General features: G+C 51.7%; 1 protein-coding gene. It reads left to right on the top strand.

The annotated features are described in order from the left end of the window. Positions 1–40: 40 nt before the first annotated feature. Positions 41–1,588 (top strand): IS3 family transposase, encoded by a 1,548-nt coding sequence (locus ACO0LH_RS28400; protein WP_422944510.1) that lies wholly within the window; start codon positions 41–43, stop codon positions 1,586–1,588. Positions 1,589–1,616 lie beyond the last annotated feature (28 nt).

Here is a 1,616-nt window from a genome sequence, read left to right as displayed (position 1 = left end):
GGGGGTGCGGACAATAACTTGGACTACTTGGAGGTAGTTCATGTATTCATACGAAGACCGTATTCGAGCGGTCAAGCTTTATATCAAGCTCGGGAAGCGCATTCGCCCGACCATTCGGCAGTTGGGTTATCCAACAAAGAATGCACTCAAGAGTTGGTATCGAGAATACGAACAAGGTCGCGGTCTGCAGGCGGGCTATGTGCGCTCAAGGCAGAGGTATTCTGACAAACAAAAACAGGCGGCGGTTCAACATTACCTAGAGCACGATCGCTGTATTGCTTCAACTATGAAGGCGCTGGGATACCCCGGCCGTGCAACGCTCACTATGTGGATTGATGAACTGCACCCCGAAGTTCGCCATCGCGTTATCGGCAGAGCTGCAAACGTACAACACTGCCCTGAGTTCAAGAATGCGGCAGTCATTGATCTGTGTACCAGGACAACAAGTGCACAAGAAATTGCTCAAAAGGTAGCAGTATGTAGGCCAACGTTGTACAACTGGAAGAATCAATTACTTGGTCGTGAGGCGCCAGCATCCATGAAACTACCCAGCGAGTCAGAATCAGTTCCAGACAAGGCACAGCTGATCGACCTACAAAAGCAAGTCGATTTGCTTCAACGGGACATCCGGCGATTACAGCTGGAACATGACCTATTAAAGAAGGCCAATGAACTGTTAAAAAAAGGACTGGGCGTCGCCCCGCAGCTCCTGAGCAACAGGGAGAAGACACTGCTGGTTGATGCCCTAAAGCACACCTATGCGCTCGCAGAGCTATTTGTAGAGCTTGATCTTCCACGCAGTTCCTATTTTTATCACTGCTCGCGGCTCCGAAAGCCGGACAAATACGCTGACGCACGTATTACCATCACCGACGTCTTCCAGAGCAACCACCATTGTTACGGTTATAGGCGAATGCGCGCAGCGCTTGGCCGGCGCCATCTGCATCTCTCCGAGAAAGTCGTGCAGCGATTGATGAAACAGGAATGCTTGATTGTTGCCGCCAATAAACGGCGCCGGTACGGGTCTTACTTGGGAGAAATCAGTCCGGCGCCCGAGAACCTGATCAACCGGGACTTCCTGGCTGCGGCCCCGAATGAGAAGTGGCTGACCGACATCACAGAATTCCAAATCCCGGCAGGCAAGGTGTACCTCTCGCCCATGATCGACTGCTTCGATGGTCTGGTAGTCAGCTGGACTATCGGCACACGTCCAGACGCCGACTTGGTGAACACGATGTTAGATGTCGCCATTAAGACGGTAATCACCAGCGAAAGCAGGCCTGTCATTCACTCTGATCGTGGTGCCCACTATCGCTGGCCTGGATGGCTCTCACGGGTACACGATGCCAAGTTGATTCGATCGATGTCGCGCAAAGGGTGTTCACCGGATAACGCGGCCTGCGAAGGATTCTTCGGGCGGTTGAAAACAGAGTTGTTTTATCCTCGGAACTGGCAGAACATAACAATCGAGGAATTCATCCAGATCGTTGACTCCTACATCCGCTGGTATAACGAAAAGCGTATCAAGATTTCCCTCGGTTCACTTAGTCCCATGGAATACCGTGAGAGCCTAGGACTTATAGCATAAACCAGTCCAAGTTTTACGCTGCACCCCC

Source organism: Undibacterium sp. TJN19 (genome assembly GCF_049339485.1).
GTDB lineage: Bacteria > Pseudomonadota > Gammaproteobacteria > Burkholderiales > Burkholderiaceae_D > Undibacterium.
Note: the sequence above shows the minus strand (reverse complement) of the source record. Positions and strands in the feature narration are given on the sequence as shown.

Excerpts from the sequence above, each read along its gene's own strand:
- ACO0LH_RS28400 (WP_422944510.1), top strand. The coding sequence starts at position 41 with ATGTATTCATACGAAGACCGTATTCGAGCGGTCAAGCTTTATATCAAG.